19 protein-coding genes and 1 tRNA gene are annotated in these 21499 nt (G+C 66.5%); 7 read left to right on the top strand and 13 right to left on the bottom strand.

Annotated features, from left to right (window positions below):
• Positions 1 to 94: 94 nt before the first annotated feature.
• Positions 95 to 1111, bottom strand: a complete 1017-nt coding sequence (locus ACUDP5_RS26475) for an amino acid ABC transporter substrate-binding protein (protein ID WP_263909263.1) — start codon at positions 1109 to 1111, stop codon at positions 95 to 97.
• Between the two features lie 290 nt (positions 1112 to 1401).
• On the opposite strand from ACUDP5_RS26475, the gene ACUDP5_RS26470 reads away from it, so the two are divergent.
• Complete coding sequence (locus ACUDP5_RS26470) at positions 1402 to 1725, top strand: YXWGXW repeat-containing protein (RefSeq protein WP_445657633.1); 324 nt, start codon at positions 1402 to 1404, stop codon at positions 1723 to 1725.
• 46 nt (positions 1726 to 1771) lie between these two features.
• On the opposite strand, the gene ACUDP5_RS26465 is transcribed toward ACUDP5_RS26470, so the two are convergent.
• The 4 genes from ACUDP5_RS26465 to ACUDP5_RS26450 form a co-directional block, all read right to left on the bottom strand.
• Positions 1772 to 2221 (bottom strand): helix-turn-helix domain-containing protein, encoded by a 450-nt coding sequence (locus tag ACUDP5_RS26465; protein WP_175217503.1) that lies wholly within the window; start codon positions 2219 to 2221, stop codon positions 1772 to 1774.
• Positions 2209 to 2490 (bottom strand): type II toxin-antitoxin system HigB family toxin, encoded by a 282-nt coding sequence (locus ACUDP5_RS26460; protein WP_175217504.1) that lies wholly within the window; start codon positions 2488 to 2490, stop codon positions 2209 to 2211. Before ACUDP5_RS26460 ends, ACUDP5_RS26465 begins: the two co-directional genes overlap by 13 nt.
• Positions 2491 to 2860: 370 nt before the next feature.
• Positions 2861 to 2945 (bottom strand) — tRNA-Leu (locus tag ACUDP5_RS26455).
• 194 nt (positions 2946 to 3139) lie between these two features.
• On the bottom strand, positions 3140 to 4531 hold the full coding sequence (locus ACUDP5_RS26450; protein ID WP_445657632.1) for a nucleobase:cation symporter-2 family protein: 1392 nt from the start codon (positions 4529 to 4531) through the stop codon (positions 3140 to 3142).
• Positions 4532 to 4700: 169 nt separating this feature from the next.
• Here ACUDP5_RS26450 and ACUDP5_RS26445 point away from each other — a divergent pair, with 169 nt between their 5' ends.
• From ACUDP5_RS26445 to ACUDP5_RS26425, 5 genes are all read left to right on the top strand, one after another.
• On the top strand, positions 4701 to 6101 hold the full coding sequence (locus ACUDP5_RS26445; protein ID WP_445657631.1) for a DKNYY domain-containing protein: 1401 nt from the start codon (positions 4701 to 4703) through the stop codon (positions 6099 to 6101).
• 121 nt (positions 6102 to 6222) lie between these two features.
• Positions 6223 to 8121, top strand: coding sequence for a molecular chaperone HtpG (htpG, locus tag ACUDP5_RS26440; RefSeq protein WP_445657630.1), 1899 nt, complete (start codon positions 6223 to 6225; stop codon positions 8119 to 8121).
• Positions 8122 to 8202: 81 nt separating this feature from the next.
• Positions 8203 to 8409, top strand: a complete 207-nt coding sequence (locus ACUDP5_RS26435) for a hypothetical protein (RefSeq protein ID WP_445657629.1) — start codon at positions 8203 to 8205, stop codon at positions 8407 to 8409.
• Positions 8410 to 8527: 118 nt separating this feature from the next.
• Positions 8528 to 8785 (top strand): type II toxin-antitoxin system Y4mF family antitoxin, encoded by a 258-nt coding sequence (locus ACUDP5_RS26430; RefSeq protein WP_445657628.1) that lies wholly within the window; start codon positions 8528 to 8530, stop codon positions 8783 to 8785.
• A 193-nt stretch (positions 8786 to 8978) separates the two neighbouring features.
• Positions 8979 to 10175, top strand: a complete 1197-nt coding sequence (locus ACUDP5_RS26425) for an MFS transporter (RefSeq protein WP_263909311.1) — start codon at positions 8979 to 8981, stop codon at positions 10173 to 10175.
• 4 nt (positions 10176 to 10179) lie between these two features.
• On the opposite strand, the gene ACUDP5_RS26420 is transcribed toward ACUDP5_RS26425, so the two are convergent.
• From ACUDP5_RS26420 to ACUDP5_RS26385, 8 genes are all read right to left on the bottom strand, one after another.
• Complete coding sequence (locus tag ACUDP5_RS26420) at positions 10180 to 12348, bottom strand: TonB-dependent receptor (protein WP_445657627.1); 2169 nt, start codon at positions 12346 to 12348, stop codon at positions 10180 to 10182.
• 57 nt (positions 12349 to 12405) lie between these two features.
• Positions 12406 to 13866, bottom strand: a complete 1461-nt coding sequence (locus ACUDP5_RS26415; protein ID WP_445657626.1) for an ABC transporter permease subunit — start codon at positions 13864 to 13866, stop codon at positions 12406 to 12408.
• Between the two features lie 11 nt (positions 13867 to 13877).
• Complete coding sequence (locus tag ACUDP5_RS26410; RefSeq protein WP_445657625.1) at positions 13878 to 15266, bottom strand: ABC transporter permease subunit; 1389 nt, start codon at positions 15264 to 15266, stop codon at positions 13878 to 13880.
• Positions 15263 to 15973, bottom strand: coding sequence for an ABC transporter ATP-binding protein (locus tag ACUDP5_RS26405; RefSeq protein ID WP_263909316.1), 711 nt, complete (start codon positions 15971 to 15973; stop codon positions 15263 to 15265). Before ACUDP5_RS26405 ends, ACUDP5_RS26410 begins: the two co-directional genes overlap by 4 nt.
• 241 nt (positions 15974 to 16214) lie before the next feature.
• The gene (locus ACUDP5_RS26400; RefSeq protein ID WP_445657624.1) at positions 16215 to 17525 is read right to left on the bottom strand and encodes an MFS transporter; all 1311 of its coding nucleotides are present in this window, start codon (positions 17523 to 17525) and stop codon (positions 16215 to 16217) included.
• A 35-nt stretch (positions 17526 to 17560) separates the two neighbouring features.
• Positions 17561 to 18709, bottom strand: coding sequence for a galactonate dehydratase (dgoD, locus tag ACUDP5_RS26395; RefSeq protein WP_175191762.1), 1149 nt, complete (start codon positions 18707 to 18709; stop codon positions 17561 to 17563).
• Positions 18706 to 19359, bottom strand: a complete 654-nt coding sequence (locus tag ACUDP5_RS26390) for a 2-dehydro-3-deoxy-6-phosphogalactonate aldolase (protein WP_445657623.1) — start codon at positions 19357 to 19359, stop codon at positions 18706 to 18708. The genes dgoD and ACUDP5_RS26390 overlap by 4 nt, the downstream gene beginning before the upstream one ends.
• A complete protein-coding gene (locus ACUDP5_RS26385; RefSeq protein ID WP_445657622.1) occupies positions 19356 to 20402 on the bottom strand; it encodes a 2-dehydro-3-deoxygalactonokinase in 1047 nt (348 codons plus the stop codon). Before ACUDP5_RS26385 ends, ACUDP5_RS26390 begins: the two co-directional genes overlap by 4 nt.
• Positions 20403 to 20670: 268 nt before the next feature.
• Between ACUDP5_RS26385 and ACUDP5_RS26380 the strand changes: the two genes are divergently transcribed.
• Positions 20671 to 21489: an IclR family transcriptional regulator gene (locus ACUDP5_RS26380; RefSeq protein WP_263909324.1), complete on the top strand. Its 819-nt coding sequence runs from the start codon at positions 20671 to 20673 to the stop codon at positions 21487 to 21489.
• Positions 21490 to 21499: the final 10 nt, after the last annotated feature.

Genomic DNA, 21499 nt, shown 5'->3' with positions numbered 1-21499 from the left:
TCCGGGTGCGGTGCCCCGCAATGCCATGCGTCACCCACGCGGCAGGCAAAAAAAACGAGCGCACACGGCGCTCGTTTTTCCGGGCGGGACGTTCCTAGCGGACCGGCCACCCATACATCAGCCCGCCCTGGCGGTACGACGCATTCAAGCCCCGCGCCAGCTTCAGCGGGCTGGTCTCGCCCAGGTTCTTCTCGAAGCTCTCGCCGTAATTGCCGATCGTCTTGATGACGTTGTAGGCCCACTTGTCATCCACGCCCAGGTTCTTGCCCATGCCCGGCGTCACGCCCAGAAGGCGCTGCACGTTCGGATTGGTGCTTTTGAGCATCTCGTCGACGTTCTTGGACGTCACGCCATACTCTTCCGCTTCCAGCATCGCGAACATCGTCCAGCGAACCACGTTGAACCATTGCTCGTCGCCCTGGCGCACCATCGGGCCCAGCGGTTCCTTCGAGAAGTTCTCGGGCAGGATGTCGTATTGCTCGGGGTTGGCCAGGTTGCTGCGCGCGGCCGCCAACTGGGATTTGTCGCCCGTGAAGGCGTCGCAGCGGCCCACCGCGAAGGCGCGGATGATTTCGTCCAGGCGTTCGACGACGACGGGCTTGAACACGATGTTCTGCGAACGGAACCAGTCGGCCAGGTTCAGTTCGGTGGTGGTGCCCGGCTGCACGCAGACCGTGGCGCCGTCCAGCTCCTTGGCGCTTTTCACGTTCAGCGACTTGTTCACCATGATGCCCTGGCTGTCGTAATAGTTCACGCCCACGCCGATCAGGCCCAGCGTGGTATCACGCGTCAGGGACAAGGTGGTGTTGCGCGGCAGGACGTCCACTTCGCCCGATTGCAAGGCGGTAAAGCGCTGCACGGCGCTCACCGCCATGATCTTGGCCTTGGACGCGTCGCCGAACATGGTCACGGCCAGCGCGCGGCACAGGTCCACGTCCAGCCCCATCCAGCCGCCCTTGCTGTCATTGACCGAAAACCCCGCCACGCCCGTGGACACGCCGCATTGGACGAAGCCCTTGTTCTTGACGCTTTCGAACGTCACGCCCGCGCTGGCGCCCCACGACGAAAGAAGCAACGCGGCGCCTGCCGCGACAGTGGTCAAAGTTTTCATGGTGTCTCCGCGCGAGGGGCGCAACGTATGGATTTCATCCCGCCAGCCGGCGGAAGTGCGCCGAATGGTATCGGCCGGGCTGGGGGCGGAGAATCGGGGAATTCCCCTTAAATCCACTGGGCGGAATTTATGGGGAGCGGGCGGTAGAGCCGCACCCACCCCGGCCCGCCGCCGAAACCGCCTGAAACCACCCGCCCCCGCCGCGTAACCGTTTCGATAATTCCCGCCGCGCACACTAGCCTCACCGCGCTCGCCTCGTCGAACGCGGCGATTGCAAGGGAGAAACCGTTATGAAAAGCCTCATCAAAGCCGCGATGACCGCGGGTGCCGCGGTGGTGTTGTCCTTGGGGGCGCTGAGCGTGCCGGGCGTCGCGCAGGCCGGCGTGGCCATCAGCATCGACGTGGCGCCGCCGCCACCCCGGGTCGAGGTCGTGCCGCCGCCCCGCGTGGGCTACGTCTGGGCGCCCGGCCATTGGGAATGGGTTGGCGGACGCCACGCCTGGATCGAAGGCGTGTGGCTACCGGCGCGGCGCGGGTACGTGTACCACGGGCCGGAATGGCGCCAGCGGCATGGGCACTGGGTGTATTACGAGGGTAGGTGGGGGCGGCATTGAGAAGGGGAGAAGGTCCTGCCCGTTGCTGTGGGGCGGGACCGCTCTCTCAATGCGTGTCTGCGCGTTCTATGAAGGCATCCGCCCGAACGTGAAAGCGCTCGACCAATGCGGCAATCTGGCGGGTGTTGAGCATCCGGCGGCCTGCCAGAATCTCGGACATGACGCTCTGGCTGCCCACCTCGGGCAGGTCGGATTGGTTCAGCCCGTGCTGATCCATCAGAAAGCGCAGCACCTCACGGGGCGATGACGCCGGGATGGCGTGGTGATCGGCCTCGTACTCATGCACCGCCGCCGTCAGCAGATCGAGCAGATCCGCCAGCGGATGCGAGGGGTCTTCGCGTGCAGGCAGGCCGCGCGTTTTATCCAGGATCGCCTCGATCAACGCAAGCGCGCGGTCGTAGTCTGCTTCATTGCGGATCGCACCCACGCCCGCGATTGCGCGGAATTCAGCATAGCTGCGGGCCACTTCGGTCAGGTCGGGGATTACGGCTTCCATGAGTCGTACTCCTTATGCGTGAAAACGTACTTGATGAAGACGGTCTGCGATCGGAACACCACATCGGCAACGATGCGGTACTTGTTGCCGCCTATGTCGAAAACCACAAGGCCGCCGACCCAGTCCACCGTGTTGAACACCGTCTTCAGCGCCGAGAAATCAGCGGCCTCTGCGTGTTCCAGCGTCGTGTGCCAATGAAGCAGGGAGTTGGTGGACCCGGGATGGATCAGCCAGAACTCACGCAACGATCGCTTGGAGATGATGTGCATGGGAAATTATCGCAAAAGCAAATAAAAATAGCAATTACCGATATGGCAAGGTGCGAGAGCGGCGCCCGGACAGTCGGCAGGAGCGAGTTGATGGGGGAGTTACATGCAGGAAGGCAAAGTCCACCCGTGAGGCGCCAAGTTTGCCGAATTTCCGGCCGCCTGAATTGGGCCGGGTGACAAATAGCGCGCGCTTTTTACAGCCTGCGGTCACACGCAAGCACTGGAACTTCGATTGGTCAGGGCGATGGATCGAATCAGGTGAACCCACCGAATGGTCTCGATGAGTTCGTGATGCGAGTGTGCGCGCAATGAGATCGCCGTATCCCGCTGTCGGGATACAGGGCGTGGCAATCACGGGGAATATTCTTGATGGTGCCCGGGGCCGGAATCGAACCGGCACGCCTTGCGGCGGGGGATTTTGAGTCCCCTGCGTCTACCAATTTCACCACCCGGGCAAGGGGGTCGCGAACGCGTCCGGTGCTACTTAAGGACGGCTGCGGGAGAAGCGAAGACCGCGATTATATGCGGTCTGGAAAAAATTGTCAGGCGACGGGCCGGCGCCTGGCAAGGCATGCAGGCGGGCGGGCCGGCGCGCGGCCCGCAGGACCCTGCGCGACGTCGCGCCGCGCAAGGTCCGGCCTGCTACCGCTTACTTCTTCTCCGGCAGGAACCAGTTCATCACCAGGGCGCAGATGCCGCCCGTGGCCACGCCCGATTCCAGCACGCTCTTCACGGCATGCGGCAGGTGCGACAGGATTTCCGGCACTTGCGACACGCCCAGGCCCAGGGCCAGGGACACGGCAATGATCAGCAGGGCGCGGCGGTCCAGGTGGATGCCGGCCAGGATGTTGATGCCCGATGCGGCCACCGCGCCGAACATGACCATGGCGGCGCCGCCCAGGACGGGTTCGGGCACGGCCTGCAGCACGCCAGCCACCGACGGGAACAGGCCCAGCAGGATCAGCATGCCGGCGATCCACACGCCGACGTGGCGGCTGGCGATGCCGGTCAGCTGGATGACGCCGTTGTTCTGCGCGAAGACCGAGCTGGGGAAGGTGTTGAAAACCCCGGCCAGCAGCGAGTTGGCGCCGTTGACCAGCACGCCGCCCTTGATGCGCTGCATCCACAGCGGGCCTTCGACCGGCTGCTTGGACACCTTGCTGGTGGCGGTGACGTCGCCGATGGCTTCCAGGGACGTGACCAGGTAGATGATCAGCATGGGCACGAACAGCGCCCACGAGAAGCCCAGGCCGAAGTGCAGCGGCACGGGAATCTGGAACAGCGCGGCTTCGCGGGCGCCGGTGAAGTCCAGGCGGCCCATGTAGGCCGCGGCGATGTAGCCCACGGCCAGGGCCAGGACCAGGGCGGTGCTGCGGATCCAGACGACCGGCACGCGGTTGAGCAGGATGATGGTGCCCAGCACCAGGCCGGACAGCGTCAGGTTCTCGGCGCTGGCGAAGGTGCCGCTGGCCATGGCGCCGAAACCGCCGCCCATGCTGATGAGGCCGACCTTGATGAGGGTCAGGCCGATCAGCAGCACGACGATGCCGGTGACCAGCGGGGTGATCAGGCGTTTGACGAAGGGCAGGATGCGGCTGATGCCCATTTCCACGAAGGACCCGGCGATGACGACGCCGAAGATCGCGGCCATGACGGCTTCGACCGGGGTGCCTTGCTTGACCATGACCGAGCCGCCGGCGATCAGCGGGCCGACGAAGTTGAAGCTGGTGCCCTGCACGATGAGCAGGCCGGCGCCCAGGGGGCCGAAACGTTTGCACTGGACGAACGTGGCGATGCCGGAGATGACCAGCGACATGGACACGATCAGGGTGGTGTCGCGGCTGCTGACGCCCAGCGCCTGGCAGATGAGCAGGCCGGGGGTGACGATGGGCACCAGGATGGCCAGAAGGTGCTGCAAGGCGGCGACGAAAGCGACAGGGGCGGCGGGACGGTCGTCGGGGCCGTAGACCAGGTCGTGGCTGGGCTCGGCGTCGTCGGCGGCGCCGTGGGAGGCGGGTTGGGTCAGGGAGGCGGGTTGCATGGCGGAGGGGCCGGCAAGGTGGGGGGAGGGAAGAAAGTGCGGGATTTTAGCGGGGAAGGCGGCCAGGCGCCCTGGGCAATCGACGACCGGATAATCCGGGGCGGATCGGCTTGATAGAATTTGCAGCCACCCACCCGACCTTCGCACCGGGCCTTTCTGGCCGAAAACCATGCAGAAACGCACGAGATGGATCGCCATCGTTTGCGCCTTGCTGATTGCCGGTTTGCCGATGACCCTGCTGTTTCTGGTGATTGACGGCAATGATGACTTTGCGGCTGTCGACCAGGGCGAGTCCTACCGCAGCAGTATCTATAAGCGGTATCAGGGCGCCATCTATGCGGCCGTGCCCAGCAATGGCTATTACCGGATGGATGCGGCGGACCCGGCGAGTTTCGATGCCTTTGAAACCCGCACGTACGATGGCCGACAGGCGGGGCGCGACAGCCGCCACGTGTATTGCGGCAACCAGATCCTGCCGGAGATGCAACCTGCGTCGGCCAGGTTCCTGGGCAACGGCTATTTCACTGACGGTACGGTCACTTATTTCTGCGCTTTCCATTCCGAGTCGAACGCGGCATTGGGCGGCCTGCGGCAAGTGTGGCAGCAGATATTGTTCAGGGCGGGCCGGGGCGAGAAACCCCAGACCTATCTCTATCCGTTCAAGGCGTTGCCGGCCAGTGCGCAGCCCTACCGGCCGCTGCTCGAGCGCGAGCTGGCGACCGACGGCGCGCGGGTGTTCTACAAAGGCACGGAAATGCCGCAGGCCAACCCGGCGACGTTGCGGCGCATCGCGGCGCGGCAAGAGGGCGAGACGCGGCCCGGCGATCAATTCTTCGCCGACGGCCGTCACGTGTATTTTCGCGAGACGCTGCTGCCGCTGTCGGATGATCCGGGCTTGTATTCGTTCGAGGTGGGCGGCCTGGACCGCCAGCGTTATCTGCGCGACCCGCGCGACGGCATGGTGTACGTCGGTGCGCAGGCCTTCGATGCGGCGCGTGCGCCGTACCGGCTGATCAGCGAGAAAGGCGGCCACGTCAATCAGGCCTTGTTTGCCGGCCAGGACGGCATTTACTTCTATAACAGCCAGACCCGGCAGGTCGAGCGTGCCGGCGATGATCCGTTTGCGTCGGGGGCGTTTACCGCGCTGTCGCCGTTTGTATTTTCCGATGGCCGGCAGGTGCTGTTTCTGCGGGGCAAGGAATCCTGGAATCGGTCTCGTAGCGGTGGCGGGCTGATATCGCGGTCGACGCTGATCTACCGGCTGCCGGACACGGCGGGGGGGGCCTGGCAGAAACTCGGCGATGTGTATCACCGCTTCGGCTCGGTCTGGCGCCATGGCGACGCGCTCTATTATTTTGACGAGATGGGTGCGACCCAACTGGTCTTCAGCCCCATTTACCGCATCCTGGACCCTGCCGCCGCCGATTTTCTGCTGCGCTCGCAGCAGACCCTGCAGATCCGGGCGGACGATATTCGCAAGCTGATCCGCGACGGCAAAATGGCCGCGATCGAGGGCGAAGCCATACTGGAAGCCAAGACCCGCTACCGGAAGTCATGGGGGCTGTTCTGATCGGTCTTGAAAAGCTGCCGATGGCCCCCATCACAGTAGGGTTTCCCGGAAACCGCGCGGGCGCTTCGTCCCGGTAACCGGTTTCTTTTGTCCCTAATTTTTTAGACCTTCACGTAGAACTATGAGCCAAAACGCCGCGTCGTCCCCGTCCGAAACCCTGGGATTCCAGGCCGAGGTGAAGCAACTGCTGCACCTGATGATCCATTCGCTGTACAGCAACAAGGAAATCTTCCTGCGCGAGCTGGTGTCGAACGCATCGGACGCCTGCGACAAGCTGCGCTTCGAAGCCATCGACCAGCCGGCGCTGCTCGAAGGCGACGGTGAGCTGGCCATCACGGTCAGCTACGACAAGGACGCGCGCACGGTCACGATTTCCGACAACGGTATCGGCCTGTCGCGCGAAGAAGCCGTGGCCAACCTGGGCACCATCGCGCGTTCCGGCACGCGTGAATTCTTCTCGCAACTGACCGGCGACAAGCAGAAAGACGCGCAACTGATCGGCCAGTTCGGCGTGGGTTTCTATTCGTCGTTCATCGTGGCGGACAAGGTCACGGTGGTCAGCCGCCGCGCGGGCGCGTCGGACGCCATCCGCTGGGAATCCGACGGCCAGGGCGAATTCACCATCGCCGCCGCCGAAAAGGCCACGCGTGGCACCGACGTGACGCTGCACCTGCGCGCCGACGAAGACGAACTGCTCAACGGCTGGAAGCTGCGCGAGATCCTGCGCCGCTATTCCGACCACATCTCGCTGCCGATCCGCATGGCCAAGGAAGAATGGGACGCGGAAAAGGGCGAGCAGGTCAAGAAAGACGAACTGGAAACGGTGAACCAGGCCAACGCGCTGTGGGCCCGCAGCAAGTCGGACGTTTCGGATGAGCAATACCGCGAGTTCTACAAGACCGTCTCGCACGACTACGACGATCCCCTGGCCTGGACGCACAACCGCGTCGAAGGCCGCAGCGAATACACCCAGCTGCTGTACGTGCCCAGGCACGCGCCGATGGACCTGTGGGACCGCGACGGCCGCCGCGGCGTGAAGCTGTACGTCAAGCGCGTGTTCATCATGGACGACGCCGACCAGCTGCTGCCGTCGTACCTGCGCTTTGTGCGCGGCGTGATCGATTCGGCGGACCTGCCGCTGAACGTGTCGCGCGAAATCCTGCAGGAAAGCCGCGACGTGCGCGCCATTCGCGAAGGGTCGGCCAAGCGCATCCTGTCGCTGCTGGAAGACCTGGCCGAGAACAAGCCGGAAGACTACGCCACGTTCTGGTCGGAATTCGGCCAGGTGCTGAAAGAAGGCGCAGGCGAAGACCACGCCAACCTGGAACGCATCGCCAAGCTGATGCGCTTCGCGTCGACCCACAGCGGCGACCAGGCGCAGACCGTGTCGTTTGCCGACTACGTGGCGCGCATGAAGGAAGGCCAGGACAAGATCTACTACGTCACGGCCGACACCTTCGCCGCAGCCAGCAACAGCCCGCACCTGGAAATCTTCCGCAAGAAGGGCATTGAAGTGCTGCTGCTGTCCGACCGCGTCGACGAGTGGATGCTGTCGTACCTGCGCGAATTCGACGGCAAGTCGCTGGTGTCGGTGGCCAAGGGCGGCCTGGACCTGGCCGAGCTGGCCGACGAGGAAGAAAAGAAGCACCAGGCCGAAGTGGCCGAAGACTTCAAGCCGCTGGTCGAGCGCCTGCAAAAGACGCTGGAAGACCAGGTCAAGGAAGTGCGCGTGACGCTGCGCCTGGTGGATTCGCCGGCGTGCGTGGTGGTGGGCCAGAACGAACTCAGCCCGCACCTGCTGCGCATGCTGAAGGCCGCCGGCCAGGAAGCGCCCAACGTCAAGCCGGTGCTGGAAATCAACCCCGAACACCCGCTGCTGGCGCGCATTCGCGCGGCCGACGACGGCGAGTTCGACCAGTGGGCCCGCCTGCTGCTCGACCAGGCGCTCTTGGCCGAAGGCGCCCAGATCGCCGACCCGGCGGCGTTCGTGAAGCGGTTGAATGCGTTGCTGCTGAAGTAAGCGGCAGTCTGCCCGGAAATGGCGCCCGAGTCCGGGCGCCATTTTTTATTGTTGCGCACGGCATGCGCTTGTTCAGCGCAAATGCGCGGCGTGCAGCTTGAGGTCACGATCACGGGCGAAACCAATGCCCGCGGTGAAAAGGCGGACTATCACAAGGCGGCCTATGAACTGCTGGCTGGCTTGTCGGGCAACGTGCACCCGCATTCAAGCATCCACGTCGCGAACTGCCGGCCCACGGCCTACGGGTATGGGGGCGTGACGCAGGCGTGGCGGTATCAGCACGGGTGAATCGTGGTTCGCGCCTTCGGAGGAGGGTCTGTCGCGAAAATTCCCGATCGGGAATTTTTCATGGGTTTCTGCCCCCAAATGGCAATAAAATTACCGAACGGTAATTTTGGAGCAGCCCATGTCGACGCAGTCCCCATCCAGCGATGTTCTTGCCACTATCCGGACTGCTGCCGATTTGGGCGAGCTGGTGAGAAGCATGCGGCGCGAGCAGGGCTTGCTGCAGACGGACCTGGCGGGCTTGGCGGGTACCGGCAATCGCTTCGTCGTGGATCTGGAGCGGGGCAAGCCCACCTTGCAATTGCAGAAGGTGCTGGACGTGCTGGATCTGATGGCCCTGGAGGTGGTGATTCGGCCCAAGCGCGTCGGGCGGCGATAAGCGGGCGGCGCGCGCGACCCCGTCATTCATGACTCCAGATCAAAAGTGTTTCCCCGTTTAGTCGCTTTTTCCGCAAGGGTATCCCCGGCATACTGGGCGCCTGTCTTCCGATCGGGTTTTCCCTAGGTGCCGGCTGGTGTAGCTGGATCGCCCCTGAACCATCCGGTCGGCGCAATCCCTCCAAGGAACCCGCATGTCTACCCATGAATCCCCGCCGGTGAAAGCCGGCTTGCCGTTGCTGGCGCTGGCCGTTGGCGCCTTCGGCATCGGCGTGACCGAATTTTCCCCCATGGGCCTGCTGCCCGTGATTGCAGACGGCGTAGGAGTGTCGATTCCCAGCGCCGGCATGCTCATCAGCGCCTACGCCATCGGCGTGATGGTGGGCGCGCCGCTGATGACGCTGGCGTTTTCACGCTGGTCGCGGCGCAAGGCGCTGATCCTGCTGATGGCGATCTTCACCATTGGCAATATCCTGTCCGCCCTGTCTCCCAATTACACGACGCTGCTGCTCGCGCGTCTGGTCACCAGCCTGAACCACGGCGCGTTCTTCGGCCTGGGGTCGCTGGTGGCGGCCAGCGTGGTGCCGCGGCACAAGCAGGCCAGCGCGGTGGCGACCATGTTCATGGGGCTGACCATCGCCAACGTGGGCGGCGTGCCCGCCGCGACGTGGCTGGGCCAGGTGATTGGCTGGCGCATGTCGTTTGCGGCCACGGCCGGACTGGGCCTGGTCGCGATGTTGTCGCTGTGGTTCGCGCTGCCTTCGGGTGAAGCCGGCCGCCGTCCCAACGTGCGCCACGAACTGGCCGTACTGAAGAGCCCCGTCGTGCTGCTGGCGTTGCTGACCACGGTGCTGGGCGCGGGCGCCATGTTCACGCTGTACACCTACATTGCGCCGACGCTGGCGGACATCACCGGCGCATCGCCCGCCTTCATTACCGGGATGCTGGTGCTGATCGGCCTGGGCTTTACGCTGGGCAACGGCGTGGGCGGCCGCATGGCCGACCGTTCGCTGGACGGCACGCTGATCACGTTCCTGGTGATCGTCATCATCGACCTGCTGGCGTTTCCGTGGATCGGCCAGACGTCGGTCGGCGCGGCGATTTCGCTGCTGATCTTCGGCGTGGCGACGTTTGCGGTGGTGCCGCCGTTGCAGATGGGCGTGATGCGCGCCGCGACCGATGCGCCGGGCCTGGCGTCGTCGGTGAACGTGGGCGCCTTCAACCTGGGTAATGCGGTGGGGGCGGCCGCGGGCGGCGCGGTGATTTCGGCGGGCCTGGGCTATGCCGCCGTGCCGATCGCCGGAGCGGTCATCGCCACGGCCGGCCTGGCCCTGGTGCTGGTGCAGCGCGCCGCCAACCAGCGCCGCAGGCTGGCGGTGCAAGGCTGCTGATCGGTCAGAACTCGAACGTAGCCCCCAGCTCATACGTGCGGCCGGGCGCCAGCAACACCTGGCTGGTCGCACGCCCGCCATAGTAGGCATACAGCCGGTCCGTCAGGTTGCGCACGCGGAAGGTCAAGAGAGCGGGCCGGATGCGGTAGCTGATCGCCGCATCGACCGTCGTGTGGCTGTTGATGCGGATCTGGTTGGCATTGTCGGTGTAGATCTTGCCGGTGTGGTTCAGGCCCACGAAAAGATTCATCGGCAGGTCGGCCAACCGATAGTTGGCGTACAGGTTGGCGACCCGCTCGGGCACGTTGGGCGGGGTGTTGCCCACGCGTGATGCGCCATCGGCCTCGGTCAGGGAATCGAAGCGCGCGTTCAGCACCGCGACGTTGCCCGACAGCGTGAACTGGGGCGTAACGCGCCAGTCGGCCGACAGTTCCACGCCCCGCGACGATTGGCGGCCGTTGTTGACCGTCAGGCGCGCGTCGTTCTGGTCGCGCGACAGCACGTTTTCCAGCTTGATGTGATAGACCGCCGCTGTCCACTCGACGTTGTCCAGCGTCTGTTTGAAGCCGGCTTCCCATTGTTCGCCCTTGGCCAGCGGATACGAGGCGTTGGCTTGCGACAGCAGGAACAGCGAACCCACCGGAATGGTGGCGTTGGTGTATTGGGCATAGACCGACGACGACGGCGTCAGGTCAAAGACCGTGCCCAGGCGCGCCGAGTTGGCGGAATAGCGGGTGCCGAATTCGCTGCGGCTGCCGACGTTCAGGTCCGTCACGCTGCGATCGACGCGGATGCGGTCGTAGCGGTAGCCGGCCACGACCGTCCAGGGCTCGGCAAGCTTGAGCGAGTCTTCCAGGAAGAACGCCGCGCCGCGTACGTCGGTGGTGAAATCGGTGCGATTGCCGGGGCCGCTCATCAGCGCCGGGTCATCATTGAAGTAGCCGACCGCGGGATTGCGCAGCGACACGCGCAGTGCGTCGGCCGTCGACGCGCTGCGGTTGGAGAAACGCCGTTCGCTGTCCAGGCTGGTCTTGCTGAGCTCGCCGCCCACCACGAATTTATTCGACAGCCCCGCAATCGTGCCGCTGTGGGTGGCGTCGAAGCGGTCGATCAGGTAGCGCTGGTGGTGCGTGATGATGGTCTGGTCGCGGTTGATGAAGCCGGGGGCGCTGTAGGTGGCGGATTCCGAGTTCTTCCACAGGCGGTCGACCTTGTTCATCGCGAATTCGTTGCGCAGGGTCCAGGCGGGCGTGAGCTTATGCGTGACGCGGGCCCGCAGCCAGTAGGCTTCGGCTTCGTTGCGGTCGTTCAGCACGTTGTAGTTGTTGCCGGCCAGGCTGCGGTCCAGCACGCGGCCGTCGGGCGTGCTGACCACGCCGGTCGGGTCGCGGGCGACGCTGCGCGGCACCAGCGGCGTGCCCCAGTAGGCGTGGCCGGTGTCGCGCGAGTAGTCGAACGACAGGTCCAGGCGGGTGGCGGGCGCCACGTCGAAGGCGATGCCCGTGGTCAGGTGGTCCAGCTTGTTGCTGTTGCGGGCTATGGTGCCGACGCGGCTGTCGTTGTGGCTGTAGTCGATGCGGTAGGCCCCGGTCTCGCCGACGTTGTCGCCCAGGCCGATGCCGGTGCGCGTGCTGCCGTAGCTGCCATACGAGAACATGGCTTCGCGGCCGGGGTTGTCGCGGTCGGGGCGTTTGGTCTGGAAGTTGACGATGCCGCCGATGGCGCTGTCGCCCTGCAACACCGACGCGGGGCCTTTCAGGACTTCGATGCGTTCGTAGTTCCAGGTGTCTTCGACCCGGTTGGTCGAACCGGCGCCGGACATGCGCAGGCCATCGTACAGGTACAGGATGTCGGTGAAGCCGCGCGACGAGAGCGTGGTGGGCGAGGACGGCGGGCCGCCGCCGGCCAGGCCGGTGGCGCCGCGCAGCGCATCGCTGAGGGTGCTGGCGCCGCGCTCGCGCAGGGTCTGCTGCGCCAGGATTTCGACGGACGCCGGCGTTTCGCGCAGGGTCAGGCCCAGGCGCGACGCGGTGCTGCTGCGCGAATCCAGCCGCAGGCCGTCGGCCTCGCTGGCGGCTTCCACGCGGATGGCGGGCAGCTCGGGTTCCTGTGCCTGGACGCCGGGCACGGCGGCGCACGCCGCGAAGGCGGCGGTGGATACGACTTTCCTCATGACTCTTTCCCGTTGGGCTTGAAGGGGGGTACAGCGTGTCTTGGGCGGTGGCCGGTGCTAGACGACCCGGTAGCGACGCAGGCGCCAGCCGGCCAGGGCGAGCAGCAGCAGCGTGGGCGCCAGCAGCTGCAGCAACGCCCGCAGGGCCTGCGCGCGCACGACGCCGGGGTCTTCTTCCTGCCAGCGAAACACCGGCATGGCCGCGAAGTCTGCGGGCGCGATGGCGCGGCCGGCTTCGATGCGGGGCAGGAAAAAGTCCTTCCAGGCCTGGTGGTAGGCGTCGATCTGTTTCATGAAATGGGCATGGCGGCGCTGGCCGGTGCCGGCCAGGGCGGTGATGCCCTCGTACGCCACGGCCGCGGGCGACAGCACGCTGTAGCGCGCCACCAGCGCCTGCTGGCGGGCCAGCTGGGCGTCGAAGCGGTCCAGCTCGGGCTGCATGGCTTCGTCCACCTGGCGCTCGACACGGGCCTGGCCCATGGGCCGGCCGGTGATCTCCAGGCGGCCGTCGCGGGGGACCAGCACGTCGGGCTTGTCCATGTGCTGGTAATCGGTAGACAGCAGCGCGGCGTTGTCGCGCATGGCCAGCGCCGTGGCGACGCGGGTGCGGGTGGCCAGCTCGGCGCGCGACGGCGCGGGGCTGGCGAAGGCGGCGGCCAGGTTCAGCAGCACCGGCGCCACCAGCACCAGCAGCACCCAGCCCACCATCAGGATCATGGCATTGGCCGCCGACGATTTGCCGAAGGCATTGACGGCCACCACCGCCGAGAACCAGAACAGCGCATAGGCGCCGACCAGCAGTGCCCACCACAGTGTCGTGCCGGCCGCGTGCAGGGCCTGGGGGCGCACCAGCAGCAGGGCCGCCATCGGCAACAGCACCGCGGCCCCCAGCAGCACGGCGGCGCGCAGCGAGATCTTGCCGGCGATCAGCGTCAGCAGCGCCAGGGGCTGCGATAACAGCAGCCGCAAAGTGCCGTCTTCTTTCTCGCCCGACAGCAGGTTGTAGCTCAGCGCAAAGATCAGCAGCGGCAGCAGGTAGACCACCACGAACGCCAGGTCGAAATGCCCGCTGAGCAGGTGCCAGGGGTTCTCGATGTCGTTGTTGTGGATGAAGTTGACCTTGCTTTGGTAGGTCACCTTGAATTGCGAAGGGAACAGGTCGGTCTGGCCCAGCGCCACGGGCGCCAGGGCCACGCTGGGCATGATGGCGTAGTGCGCGCCCAGGCCGCCGCCCATGTTGGCCGGGCTGGCGGGGTTGCCGAATGGCGTGGGGGTTTCGCGGCCATCCATGATGCGGTGCAATTGCGCCAGCTGGCCGGCGCGGGCCTGCGCATCGGCGCGCACCAGCGCGGCCTGGGCCTCGTCGCGCAGCGAGGTCTGCCACAGGCCATTGAAGACGGCATAGGCCACCAGCAGCAGGAACAGCAGGCCGCACAGCCACAGGGCGCGCTCGCGGGTCAACAGGCGCAGTTCGTGCCGCAGCACCAGGGCGTAGCGGCGGGATTGTCGGGCGTGCACCAGGGGGTCTCCTACAGGGCGGTCTGGCGGGCCACGGCGCGCCAGGCAAAGGCCAGGCTCAGCAGCAATGCGGCGGCCAGCATCAAGAGGCTCAGGCGGGCCTCGTGCAGCGCCCAGCCGGCGGCGGGCGGCTGGTACTGGAAGGGCGGCACACGGGCCCATAGCGATGAGCTGGCCTGATACGAAAAGTGCTGGTGGTCCAGCGTGTCGGCGTGCGCGACGAGGTCTGCGCTGACGATGTCCTGGATCACGCGGCGCTGGCGTTCGGCGGCCACGGTGAAGTCGCGATGGTGGGCGAAGTCGGTGCCGGCCATCGCGGCCGAGAAGGCACGGATGGCCAATAGCGGCATCAGCCAGCCGGCGGATTCCTGCACGGCCTGCTGCCTTTCCCAGGTGTCCCACAGGCCGCCGAAATGGCGGTCGTAGACGGCGTAGCTGGACTGGTCGTCCAGCTTGAGCGCCAGGCCCCATTGGTTCAGCGGCACGTCGCGGCTCCAGCGTTCGGTGGTGCCGAAGGCCTGCATCCAGACGCGGTCGGACGTGGCTTTCAGGTCGTCCTGCAAGGCCTGGTTGAATTCCAGCCGGGTGGGGCTGGGGTGCACGCCGCGCGATAGCTCGGCCATGACGCGCGGCGCGACCACGGTGTTGGCGATCCATAGCGCCAGCAGCACCGTGATGGCCACGCGCGATGACCGTGCGGCCGCCGACACGCCCAGCGTGATGAAGACGAAGGTGGCCAGGTACAGCGCATAGCCGGCCCCTAGCGCAACAAGGCGCCACAGCGCGTCGGCGCGACCGCCCGCCCACCACACCGCCACGCCGGCAGCGATGGCCGCGGGCGCCAGCAGCAGCGCCAGGCTCAGGCCCAGCGCGCAGGCCTTGCCCCACAGCAGGCGCCACGGCGCCACGCCCAGGCTCAGCGTCTGGCGCAGGATGCCCTGCTCGCGTTCGCCCGAAAACGCGTTGAAGCCCAGCACGATCACCAGCAAGGGCCCCAGCGCTTGCAGGATCCACGCGGCCGACAGGTCGCCGAAGCGTTGCAGGCCGGTGGCGTCCTGCGCCGGCCGGAACTTCACTTCGCTCTGGCGGTGCGCCTGCAACCACACGGTGCTGCCGATATACGGGTTGATGCCCGCGTCCAGCAGCGCCAGCGCGGTATCGGGCTTGAACACGTGCATGCCCTGGTGGGCGGCATCGTGCGGATGGCGCGCGCCCTGCTTGAGCCAGTCGCCGTAGTCGGCGTTCTGGGCGGCGGCCTGCTCGGCGCGTGCTTCCTGCTGGTGCAGGTAGCCGACCGCCAGCGCGGTCAGGAGCAGCACGGCGACGATGCCGCCGGCCCAGTAAAGGCGGCCGTCGCGCAGCCGTTCGCGCAGGTCCTTGAAGGCGATGAGCAGGATCATGCGTCGGCCTTCATGTGCGCCAGGTACAGGGCTTGCAGGTCGGTGTCGCTGATCTGGCGGCTGTCCAGGCTGTCGACCAGCCGGCCGCGTTTCATGATGCCGACGCGGGTGGCGGTCTGGCGGGCGTGGAACAGGTCGTGCGTGGTGTTCAGGATGGCGACGCCGCGTTCGCTGGCGCGTTGCAGCAGGCGCGTGAATTCGGCCGCGGCCGACGGGTCCAGGCCGGACGTGGGTTCGTCCAGCAACAGGGCCCGCGCGTTCTTGGCCATGGCCACCGCGATCCAGACCTTTTGCCGCATGCCCTTGGAATACGCGGCCACGCGCTTGTCCGCCGCGGCGGGTTCCAGCCCCACGTCGGCCATCAGTTCCAGCAAGCGGGCGCGCGGCGGCGCTTCGCCCAGCGCCAGCGCGGCGAAGTAGCGCAGGTTTTCCAGGCCCGTCAGCGTGCCGTACAGGTTCACCTGCTCGGGGATGTAGGCCACGTGCTGCTTGGTGGCCAGCGGCTCGCGCGCCGCATCCAGGCCATTGATCAGGGCCTGGCCGCCGTCGGGCGCGATGAAGTTCAGGAACAGATTGATGGTGGTGGTCTTGCCAGCGCCGTTGGCGCCCAGCAGGCAATAGATTTCGCCCGGCTCGATGCGCAGGTCCAGCGGATGCAACGCGATCTGGTCGCCGTAGCGTTTGGTCAGGCCGATGGCTTCAAGCACGGGGTGTCCTTCTTCGGTTGAAGATGTCGGAAAGGGGAAGGGCGCGAGGCGGCGCGGAACGGGGGCCAGCGGGTCCGCGTGGTTCAGGTTCTTAAATAGATATGTTATATCATAACAATAATGAGCCGCAGCGCGCCAGCGGATGCGTCAACGGGCCTGCCGTGGCGCGGTGGCGGGCGCAGGCGCCGCGCATGAAAAAGGGCGCCTGTGCAGGCGCCCTCGGTTGCGGCAATGCGCGGGATCAGGCGTCGATCCGCTCGACCTTGCCCACCAGCAGGATGTACGACAGCGCGCCCAGCAAGGCCAGCGACGACACGTACACGATGGCCGGCGCGAAGCTGTCTTTGGACACCAGGAAGCCGATCACGATCGGCGTGCAGATCGACGACAGGTTGCCCACGAAGTTGAATACCCCGCCGGTCAGGCCCAGCAGCCGCACCGGCGCCAGCGTCGATACCAGCGACCACGTGATCGACGCCAGACCGTTGCCGAAGAACGCGACGGCCAAAAAGAAGATGACCCAGGGCGTGGAATCGGTGAAGTTGGCGCCGATCATCGACGTCGAAATCAACAGGCCCAGAATGATGGGCAGCTTGCGTGCCAGGCCCACAGTGGCGCCGCGGCGGATCAGGAAGTCGGACAGCACACCCGAGCACAGCACGCCGACGAACGCGGCCAGGAACGGCACCGACGCCAGGAAGCCAGACTTGATGAAGTCCATGCCGCGGTACTTCACCAGGTAGGTGGGGAACCAGGTCAGGAAGAACCACAGGGTGGATGTCAGGCAGAACTGGCCCAGGTACACGCCCCACAGCTTGCGCTTGGTCATCACCAGGCCCAGGTCGTTCCAGTTGAATGGGGCCCTTTTCTCCCGCGCGCGCTTGTCCAGGTCGACCACGCCGCCGCCTTGTTGGATCAGGTCGATCTCAGCCGCATTGGCGCCCTTGAACTGGCGCGGTTCGCGATAGATCAGGTACCACAGCACGCCCCAGATGATGCCCAGGAGACCGGTGCTGACAAACACCATGTGCCAGCCGTAGTGGTGCTGCAGCCAGGCCAGCACCGGCGTCAGGAACGCCAGGCCGACGAACTGGCCGGACGTGTAGAAGCCGATGGCGGTGGCGCGTTCCTTTTCCGGGAACCAGGTCGTGACGACGCGGTTGTTGATCGGATAGGCCGGCGCTTCCAGCGCGCCCACGGCCAGGCGCAGCACGAACAGGATCACGAAGCTGCCCGCAAAACCCATGAAGAACGTAGCCGCGGACCACAGGATCAGCGCGGCCGCGTACAGCACGCGCGGCGACACGCGGTCCACCAGCCAGCCGCCGGGAATCTGCATGGCGGCGTAGGTCCAGCCGAAGGCCGACAGGATCAGGCCTTCATGCACCGTGTCCAGGCCGAACTCGTCCTTCAGCGCGGGGGCGGCGATGGACAGGTTGCTGCGGTCCAGGTAGTTGATGACGACGGTGATGAACAGCATCACCATGATGAGATAGCGGCTGCGCGTGGGCCGCTGGGCGCTTTGCAGGCCCGGGTGGGTGGCGGTGGTCAAGGGGGTCTCCTCTCTCTTTTATCGGCGTGCGGGCCTTACCATTCGGCGAAGCTGCCGTCGGCATGGCGCCAGACGGGGTTGCGCCAGCGGTGGCCGACGGCGGCGCGTTCCTTGACGTATTCCTCGTTGACCTCGATGCCCAGGCCCGGGCCTTGCGGAATCGCGACCATGCCGTCTTCATAGGCGAAGACTTCGCGGTTGCTGACGTAGTCCAGCAGGTCGTTGGCGGCGTTGTAGTGAATGCCCAGGCTTTGCTCCTGGATGAACGCGTTGTAGCAGCCGGCGTCGATCTGCAGGCAGGTGGCCAGCGCGATCGGACCCAGCGGGCAGTGCAGCGCCAGCGCCACGTCATAGGCCTCGGCCATCGCCGCGATCTTGCGGGTTTCGGTGATGCCACCGGCATGCGACGGATCGGGCTGGATGATGTCGACGTAGCCTTCGGACAGCACGCGCTTGAAGTCCCAGCGCGAGAACAGCCGTTCGCCCAGCGCAATGGGGGTGGACGTCAGTGGCGCCAGTTCCTTCAGGGCTTCGTAGTGCTCGCTCAGCACCGGCTCTTCGATGAACATCAGCTTGAACGGGTCCAGCTCTTTCATCAGCACCTTGGCCATGGGCTTGTGCACGCGGCCGTGGAAGTCCACGCCGATGCCCACGTTGGGGCCTACCGCGTCGCGCACCGCGGCCACGTTTTCCAGGCACTTCTCGACCTTGTCGAACGAATCGATGTACTGCAGCTCTTCGGTGCCGTTCATCTTCACGGCGGTGAAGCCGCGTTCGACGGCGCTCTTGGCGGCCGCGGCGGTATCGGCCGGCCGGTCGCCGCCGATCCACGAATACACGCGGATGCGGTCGCGCACGTTGCCGCCCAACAGTTGCGACACCGGCACGCCCAGGTGCTTGCCCTTGATGTCCCACAGCGCCTGGTCGATGCCGGCCAGCGCGCTCATGTGGATGGCGCCGCCGCGGTAGAAGCCGCCGCGGTACAGCACCGTCCAGTGGTCTTCGATGTTGCGCGGGTCCTTGCCGATCAGGTAGTCGGATAGTTCTTCGACGGCGGCGGCCACGGAATGCGCGCGGCCTTCGACGACGGGTTCTCCCCAGCCGACGATGCCGGCGTCCGTTTCAATCTTCAGGAAGCACCACCGCGGCGGCACGATGTAGGTGGTGAGCTTGGTGATCTTCATGCTTGGGTCTCCTGGGCGGGATAGGCGCGTTGCCAGGCCGCGATGAATGCGCGCGCGTTCTGGCCGACTTCGGTGGCCGACAGGCCGGGTTTGTACAAGGCGGAGCCCAGGCCGAAGCCGCTGGCGCCCGCCTGGGCGTAAGTGGAAAGGTTGTCGGGGGTGATGCCGCCGACCGGCACCAGCGCGATCGGCGGGCGCATCACGGCGCGCCAGGCCTTGAGCACGACGGGTCCGAGCTGTTCGGCGGGGAACATCTTCAACACGTCGGCGCCGGCGGCCAGCGCGGCAAAGGCTTCGGTGGGCGTGGCCACGCCGGGGCAGGACGCGAGGCCAGCGGCCTTGGCCGCGCGGATCACGGCCGGGTCGCTGTGCGGCATCACGATGATCTCGCCGCCGGCATCCTTGATGCGGGCGACGTCGTCGGGGTTCAGCACGGTACCGGCGCCGACCAGGCAATCGGCCGGCAGCGCGTCGCGCATGGCGCGGATGCTGGCCAGCGGCTCAGGCGAATTCAGCGGCACTTCGATCAGGCGAAAGCCCGCGGCATAGAGTTCGCGGGCGACGGGCTTCGCCTCGGCCGGCGTGATGCCGCGCAGGATGGCGATCAGGCCGCAGTGGGCCATGGCGGTTTGCAGTCCGGGATGGGTCATGGGGTTTCCTTGGTCGATGCGGGCGATGTCGAATGGGCTGCCTGGGCGGTCGGCGCAGGCACCAGCCCGGCGCACACCGCCAGGTGCCACAGGCCGCGCTCGGTGGCGTTGCGGGCCTGTTCGGGCGTGCCCAGGCCGTAGTGATGCAGCGCCAGCAGGTAGCGTTGGCACAGCGCGTCGTCGCCGCACAGCACGATGCGCGGCAGTTCGCCCTGCTGGCGCAGCATGTCGGCCAGGGCCGCGACCTCGTGGCCGATCAACAGGCCCGACAGGTAGTCGGCCTGCGAGGCGCCGGCCAGTTCGCCGGTCAGCCCCAGCGCACGCGTGCTGAAAATCGTCGACAGCACGCCGGCGCGGCCGGCAGGGGCGCCGGCCACTTTCACGCCGCGCTCGAACGCGGCCATGTCGGGCGCGGGCGCCTCGGTCATCGTGCGGCCCAGGATGGTGTGGCCGCGCAGCGCGGCGTAGACCTCGCCGGTCATGAAGGTATCGAAGTGGGTGACGCGGCCGCGGCGCGCGTTGACCCATTTCGAGTGCGTGCCGGGCAGGCCGATCAGCACGTCGTCCGCGCCGCCGCCGGCCTGGTCGAACAGCACGCCGAACACCTGGGTCTCTTCGCCGCGCATCACATTGGGCAGCCCGTGGCGCTGGATCAGGCCCGGCACGATATGCACCGGCGTCGCGCCCGCGCGGTCGATGCGGGTCAGCAAGGTGCCGATGCGCGGCAGGTCGACCGGTACGTCCAGGTAGGCGGCTTCCTGCCAGCCTTGCGCGCTGCCGACCATGCCGCAGGCAATGACGGGCAGCGTCGGCTCGGCGCGCAGCCAGTCGCCGCAGGCCTGCTCGAATGCCAGTTCGAATCCCGATTGGGTGCTGGCGGTGGCGGCGCCGTCCTGCAGCGGCTGGGGCAGCCGCATGATGCCCCAGGGCAGGTGGCGGGTATCCAGCGTGCGGCCGGCGCCGTCCAGGCGATAGGCGCGCAGCGAAGAGGTGCCCCAGTCCAGCGCTATGAGAGCCGCGCGGGCAGGCAATCCGGTTGTCATCAGAGTCTGTCTCGTCTCGGGCCGCCGGCCCGCCTGCCGGGCGCCGCGAGCGGGCGTGATGAGGCAGGGGATCGCCGACCTTGTTTGTCGTCAAGCGCGTCGCGAAGCCGGAGAGGCCCCGCGCGGGCATTGCGAAAAATTCTAGATCAGCGCTTGAAAAATCTCAAAATATAGAATCTAATCCCACATATAGGGAAACTGGCTGTGACAAGATACCAGGCAGCCCTCCCTCCCGCCCGCCCGCCCGCCCTGCGAATCTGCCGTCTCCATGAACGCCACGCCGTCCCCTGCCTCGTCTTCCCCCATCGATCCCGATGCCGCGGCCCCCGCCGGCACGCAGACGCTCATGCGCGGCCTGGCCGTGATCCAGGCCGTGGCGGGCGGCGCGCGCGACCTGAAGGAAATCTGCGCCCGCATCGGCGTGGCGCGCAGCACCACGCACCGGCTGGCCAGTTGCCTGGTGCAGGAACGCTATCTGCGGTCGTTGGCGGGCGTGGGCTACGTGCTGGGCCCCAAGCTGATCGAATTGGGCTTCCAGGCGCGTGAAGCCTTTCCCATGGCGACGCTGGCGCGCCCGTACCTGGACAGCCTGGCCGAGCAGACGGGCGACACCATCCACCTGGCGGTGCGCGACAACGACGAAGTGCTGTACCTGGAAAAGATTCCCGGCAAGAAAGGGCTGGAGATGCGTTCGCGCGTGGGGCATCGCATGCCGCTGGCCGCCACCGGCGTGGGCAAGGCGCTGCTGCTGGACGCCGACGAACCGCAATGGAAGGCGCTGCACCGCGTGGGCGCGCCGGTGTCGTCGCGCGCGCCCGGCGGCCGCCAGACGTGGGAAGCGTTTCGCGACCGCATGCGCGATTACGCTGCCAAGGGCTACGCGTTTGACCTGGAAGACAACGAGCCGTCGATCCGCTGCGTGGCCGCGCCCGTGCGCGATGCCTCCAGCGGCATCGTCGCCGCGATCAGCGTGTCCAGCACGGTGCCGTACATGTCGCTGGAACGCATGCAGGAAATGGTCGCCGTCGTGCAGGGCGCGGCGGCGGATATCTCGGCGGAACTGGGCTGGAAGGTGGCGCGCGGCTGATCGCCGCGAC

The sequence above is a fragment of the Achromobacter sp. NCFB-sbj8-Ac1-l genome (assembly GCF_052695805.1).
Note: the sequence above shows the minus strand (reverse complement) of the source record. Positions and strands in the feature narration are given on the sequence as shown.